Below are 6,000 nucleotides of genomic sequence, written 5' to 3' on the forward strand. Positions count from 1 at the left end.
CCACCAATGCTCTCGCTGGCTTAGATAGCGGGTCGTGATGTTCTGCGACAGAGCAAAATCGTCACGTCATGGTTTCGAGACGTCGCGTTTTGTCATTTTTTGGACCAGAAACGAAATTTAGTTTCCCGACGGCAGGCGCGATCACCGGTTTGCGCCGGGAATCCAGAGCACATCATCGTGCCCGCCGTTGTTGGCACAGCGCGCGGCGACAAAGAACCAATCGCTCAGGCGGTTGAGGTATTTGACAGCCACCTCATTGACCGGTTCCATGTTTGTCAGCTCAACCGCCAACCGCTCGGCCCGGCGCGAAACTGTTCTGCACACATGCAGATGCGCGGCCAAACGTGAGCCACCGGGTAGGATGAAACTGCGCAAGGGCTGGAGCGCTTCATTCATCGCGTCGATCTCGGCTTCAAGCCGGTCGATCTGAGCGGAAACGATACGCAGGGGCGGGTAGTCGGCCTCGGCATCCTTATCCATGTCGGGGCGGCAGAAATCGGCACCCAGATCAAACAGGTCATTCTGGATACGGGACAAGGCGGCTTCGACTTCTCCGACTGCTTCGGTCCGTGCCACGCCGACAAAGGAATTCAGCTCATCCACAGTGCCATAGGCCGCGACACGCCCGGAATATTTGGCAACGCGCTCACCATTGCCCAGAGCGGTTTTCCCATCATCGCCGGTGCGCGTGTAAATCTTGTTGAGAACGACCATGCCTTACCCTCCCTGCCCACGCAGATAGACGTAAAGTACGATCAGCAGCACCGCAATGAACTGAAACAGGATCCGCAGGCGCATCAGCTTGTTGCTTTTCAGCGCGGCTTCTTTGCCGGGTTTTCCAAAATTGGCAATGCCCATCACCAGCACGACGACGACCGCCGCCATGGCCAGAAGCAGTATGACCATCGTCAGGTCCATAGCTCACCGTCCGTGTTTGTTCAGTTGTTGAGCCGTCATCTAGCGTTGATAGCGGCAAAAGCGAACAGGTAATTTCGCCTCATATGTCCGAGAGGATGCGATCAATGGCCCGGGTGGGCAGAATACGGCGCAGATATCCGGCGATATAGGTGGGCGTCGTCACATAGTATCGCGGACGTGGGCGCTTGGATTCAACCGCATGCGCCAATTTGGCGGTAACAGCCGAGGCAGGCAGTTCGAACTTGTCAGGTCCGGAGGATTCGTAGAGGCGTTTCAGCAGCGTATCCTCGTATCTCTGTCGCAGGGCCGAGCTTTTCCAGTCAATAAAGCGTTCGAAGACAGGGATCGCGTTCACACGGATCTTCGAGGTGACCGGGCCTGGTTCGATCAGGATGACCTTGATGTCGGTGTCTCGTAGCTCTAGGCGCAAGGTATCGGTCAGGCCTTCGATGGCGTATTTGGTGGCGACGTATGCCCCGCGCCAGGGGAACGCGACCAGTCCCAACACTGATGAGTTCTGCACGATGCGCCCATGGCCCTGAGCCCGCATCACGGGAATCACCTGCCGGGTCAGTTCGTGCCAGCCAAATACGTTGGTCTCGAAAATTAGGCGAAGCCCTTCGATTGGGACATCTTCAACCGCGCCGGGAAGTCCGTGAGCGCCATTGTTGAACAACGCATCCAGCGTGCCACCGGTCGCGTCCAAAACCTGCTGCAGGCCTGAGGTAATGCTATCGGAATCGGTATAGTCGATCAGCGGGCTGTCGAAACCCTGTGCCCGTAGCCGATCACAGTCACGCTGTTGACGGCATGAGGCAAAAACGCGCCAACCGCGCGCGCGCATCCCGTGCGCCGCGTCCAGACCGATCCCGGATGAGCAGCCTGTGATCAGAATCGATTTCTGCATATTGCCCCCGCCTGTGTATTTCGCCCATAGCTATGGCGAGCTTTAGGTCAGGACAATGACACAGTTGCGTCAGTTTGTTGGTTTCCGAACCAGTGAGGCAGAAATCCAACCCACCCGCTGATCAGGGTATAACCGCAACCGCAGCCAGCCGGTGCCGGAATCGCTGAGAACCTCAACGCGCTGGCCAAGTTTGGCTTTGGCGATGATGGGGTAAATCGTTCCGGGCCCATCGCGCATATTGACCCGCGTGCCCGAGATTTCGCGGATATCTTTCTCTGGCTCGATGACCTGATTCACAGGTGTGATGTCATCCTGCACCTCGGCCTCGACCTGCAACAGTCCGGCGGCTCCGTCTTCAAGCGAAGCCAGAGTAAAGCTGACGCCGTTCTCGTCAAATGCAGAGAACTGAGACAGCGGATCGTTGGTGACTTGTGACAGGACGACCGCGGCATCCTCCTCTACTTGTGGCTCGGGCTGAGCGCGCGCCTGTACAATGCGCGCGGCAACGTTGGTCACAAGGTCTTCAGCCCGAGGTGCGTGGTCGTCTTTGGCCCGAGGTGCGTGGTCGGATGCAGGCTCATGTTCTGGCACAGAGGCAACGCGAACCGGTTGCTCGGTGCGGGTGCCGCGCGGTTCGAAATCCGGGCCCCCGCTCATCACATAGAAGCTCCAGCCGAGCATGGCGAAAGTGATAACAATAACACGCTTCATGGCGCACCCCCTGGCAATCGTAACATCAATAAAAGGCAGCAGTCTTAATGTTCGAAAGCCTACCATAGATTCAGCTTCGAGTCGAAAAGCGGGGGAAATCCGATACTTGCCTCCCCCTGTTGCAAAAAGCCCGACTTGTCCCCAGCAAAATATGCGCCGATTGCTTTACCCGCGCGCGCTTGCGTCGTATCACATCATGTATGAACGATACGATCGACGACCCCAATATGGAGACCCCTGACAATGGGGGCGAGGTAGCCGAGCCGCTGCGCCGCGCAATTGGCGAGCGCTACCTGACCTACGCGCTTTCCACCATCATGCACCGCGCTTTGCCAGATGCGCGCGATGGATTGAAGCCGGTTCACCGGCGAATCCTCTACGCGATGCGCGAGTTGCGACTCAGTGCGACGGGCGGTTTCCGTAAGTCAGCGAAAATCTCTGGCGACGTGATGGGTAACTATCACCCTCATGGCGACGCGGCGATTTACGACGCAATGGCGCGCTTGGCACAGGACTTCAACGTCCGATATCCACTGGTCGACGGGCAGGGGAATTTTGGCAATATCGACGGCGATAATCCGGCGGCCTCTCGATACACCGAGGCGCGGATGACCATCGTTGCCGAAGCCCTGTTGGAAGGGTTGAACGAAGACGCTGTCGATTTCCGCGACAACTATGACGGCACACTGACCGAACCGGTCGTGTTGCCCGCACAGTTCCCGAATCTACTGGCCAATGGCGCCAGCGGTATCGCGGTGGGCATGGCGACGAATATCCCGCCGCATAATATTTCCGAGCTGTGCGACGCTTGTCTGCATCTGATCAAGACGCCGGATGCGCGTGACGACACGCTATTGAATTACGTTCCCGGCCCGGATTTTCCGACCGGCGGCGTCATTGTCGAGCCGCCCGAAAATATCGCTCAGGCCTACCGCACCGGGCGTGGATCCTTCCGGCTGCGCTGTAAATACGAGGTTGAAGATCTGGGGCGTGGCCAGTGGCAGATCATCGTCACCGAGATTCCCTATCAGGTTCAGAAATCCAAGCTGATCGAAAAGATCGCCGAGCTAATCCAGACCAAGAAAATCCCGATCCTCGCAGACGTCCGTGACGAATCCGCCGATGACATCCGTCTGATCCTTGAGCCGCGCTCCAAGAATGTGGACCCCGAGGTGCTGATGGGGATGCTCTACCGCAACTCGGACCTTGAGGTACGCTTCAGCCTGAACATGAACGTGCTGATCGACGGCGTGACGCCCAAGGTCTGTTCGATGAAGGAGGTGCTGCGCGCCTTCCTCGACCACCGGCAAGAGGTGCTGTTGCGCCGCTCGCGCCATCGCATGGCCAAGATCGATCACCGTTTGGAGGTGCTGGAAGGCTTTATCGTCGCCTTCCTGAACCTAGACCGCGTGATCGACATCATCCGCTACGACGACGACCCCAAAGCTGCGCTGATGCGCGAAGATTGGGGCATCGATCACGTCCGCGCCACGGATGAGTCCGACTATGTCTCGCCCAAACCGGGTGAGGGCGAATTGTCTGAGGTTCAGGTTGACGCCATCCTCAACATGCGCCTGCGCAGCTTGCGACGTCTGGAAGAGATGGAGCTGGTCCGCGAACGCGATGAGTTGATGCTGGAACGCGCCAATCTCGAAGACCTGCTGGCCGATCCCGCCCTGCAATGGGCCAAGATTGCCGAACAACTCAAAGAAACCAAGAAGACCTTTGGCAAAGACTACGAAGGCGGTGCGCGCCGGACGCAATTTGCCGAGGCTGGGCAGGTCGAGGAAGTCCCGCTCGAGGCGATGATCGACAAGGAACCGATCACGGTCGTCTGCTCTCAGATGGGCTGGATTCGCGCCATGACCGGGCATATCGATCTGAAGCGCGAGTTGAAGTTCAAGGACGGCGATGGCCCGCGTTTCATCTTCCATGCGGAAACGACGGACCGTCTGCTGGTCTTCGCTTCAAATGGCCGATTCTATACCGTCAGCGCCGCCAACCTGCCCGGCGGGCGCGGCATGGGCGAACCCCTGCGTTTGATGGTCGATCTGCCGAACGAAGCGCAAATCATTGATATCCTGATCCACAAGCCGGGACGCAAATTGCTGGTGGCCTCGGATGCGGGCAACGGCTTTATGGTGCCCGAGGATGACGTTCTGGCCCAGACCCGAAACGGCAAGCAGGTGCTAAACGTCAAAGGCGACGAAACCGCGATGATCTGCAAGCCGGTTGCTGGCGATCACGTGGCTGTGGTGTCGCAGAACGGGAAATTCCTTGTGTTCCCGACCGAGGAATTGCCCGAGATGACCCGTGGCAAGGGTGTGCGTCTGCAGAAGTACAACATGGCTCGTGGACGTCAGGGAACGCTGGAGCTGGATGGCGGTTTGTCGGACGTGACGACCTTCAACTGGGAAGAAGGCCTGAAATGGTCCATGGGCGGCGACAAAACCCGGCACGAGGCCGATATGTCCCAGTGGCTGGCCAAGCGCGCAGGGGTCGGAAAGAAGGCGCCATATGGCTTCCCGCGGGACTACAAGTTCTCGTGATCCATTACCCGTTTGGTGAATTTCTGCCGATACGGCTTGGCACAACCCGTATCGGTGCGCTACATCCAAGAAAAACAGGCCTATCGAGACGAGAGACATGTTGCGCATTCTGACCCTGATCACCGGACTGGCCCTGATGGGCGCATGCACCCAAACGCAGGTTTATGAAGACCCCGAGTCGCTGGGTGAATTCAAGCTACGCGTGAATTATGCCTTTGCGGAAAAGGCCGTTCAGGGACCGGTTTCGCGGGATGCCACGCCGGATGAATGGACCAAAGCGATCCAGAATGCAGTGGACATCAGGCTTGGCCGGTATGAAGGTTCGCAGGAATACGACATTGGCATCAGTCTCGAGGGCTACATGTTGGCACCTCCGGGAATTCCTGTGATTTACAACCCCAAAAGCACCGCCATCGTTCTGGTAAACGTCTATGACGTCGAAAAGAAAGAGTTCCTTGCTAAAGGCAAGCAGTTTCAGGTGCTCGAAGATACCACCGGTGAAAGCGCCCTTACTGGGTCAGGAAATGCGCGCACCCGAGAAGAACAGATGAACGGTCTGGCCTTGAAGGTTGCCGACCGGGTTGAGGAGTGGCTGGCCGAAGAGCACAAGGATGATGGCTGGTTTGACAAGCGCCCCAGCTTGATCCAGCCGCTTGAAACCGAAGCTGTCACACAAAATCCGGCGTGATGGATGCATTTCCCTCAGGATGTGCTTGATTTTCCCCCCTGAACCAAATATCTCGCGCGCGCAGATGTAACCACGGGACCAAGGGTCCCCCAAATTGCAAAAAGGGCGCCTGAGGAATGGCAAAGGAAAAGTTTGAGCGTAATAAGCCGCACGTCAACATCGGCACGATTGGCCACGTTGACCACGGCAAGACCACGCTGACCGCAGCAATCACCAAGTATTTCGGT

Annotated in this window: 7 protein-coding genes; 3 read left to right on the forward strand and 4 right to left on the reverse strand. The window is 57.7% G+C overall.

Annotated features, from left to right (window positions below; all coding sequences use genetic code 11):
- Positions 1-141 precede the first annotated feature (141 nt).
- From ACR0KC_RS18915 to ACR0KC_RS18930, 4 genes are all read right to left on the reverse strand, one after another.
- Positions 142-714, reverse strand: coding sequence for a cob(I)yrinic acid a,c-diamide adenosyltransferase (locus ACR0KC_RS18915; RefSeq protein ID WP_170736993.1), 573 nt, complete (start codon positions 712-714; stop codon positions 142-144).
- Between the two features lie 3 nt (positions 715-717).
- Complete coding sequence (locus ACR0KC_RS18920; protein WP_170392587.1) at positions 718-918, reverse strand: twin transmembrane helix small protein; 201 nt, start codon at positions 916-918, stop codon at positions 718-720.
- Positions 919-997: 79 nt separating this feature from the next.
- Positions 998-1,825, reverse strand: coding sequence for an SDR family NAD(P)-dependent oxidoreductase (locus tag ACR0KC_RS18925; protein ID WP_170392586.1), 828 nt, complete (start codon positions 1,823-1,825; stop codon positions 998-1,000).
- A gap of 69 nt (positions 1,826-1,894) precedes the next feature.
- Positions 1,895-2,536, reverse strand: a complete 642-nt coding sequence (locus ACR0KC_RS18930) for an SH3 domain-containing protein (protein ID WP_480454364.1) — start codon at positions 2,534-2,536, stop codon at positions 1,895-1,897.
- A gap of 200 nt (positions 2,537-2,736) precedes the next feature.
- Here ACR0KC_RS18930 and parC point away from each other — a divergent pair, with 200 nt between their 5' ends.
- The 3 genes from parC to ACR0KC_RS18945 all read left to right on the forward strand — a co-directional run.
- Positions 2,737-5,085: a DNA topoisomerase IV subunit A gene (gene parC, locus ACR0KC_RS18935; protein ID WP_480707396.1), complete on the forward strand. Its 2,349-nt coding sequence runs from the start codon at positions 2,737-2,739 to the stop codon at positions 5,083-5,085.
- Positions 5,086-5,182: 97 nt separating this feature from the next.
- Positions 5,183-5,773 carry a hypothetical protein gene (locus tag ACR0KC_RS18940; protein WP_170392584.1) on the forward strand — a complete coding sequence of 197 codons (591 nt, stop codon included), beginning with the start codon at positions 5,183-5,185 and terminating at the stop codon, positions 5,771-5,773.
- Between the two features lie 116 nt (positions 5,774-5,889).
- Positions 5,890-6,000 (forward strand): GTP-binding protein (locus ACR0KC_RS18945; protein WP_170611170.1); only part of this gene is annotated, 111 nt, incomplete at its 3' end.

The organism is Ruegeria sp. CF3 (assembly GCF_056537365.1).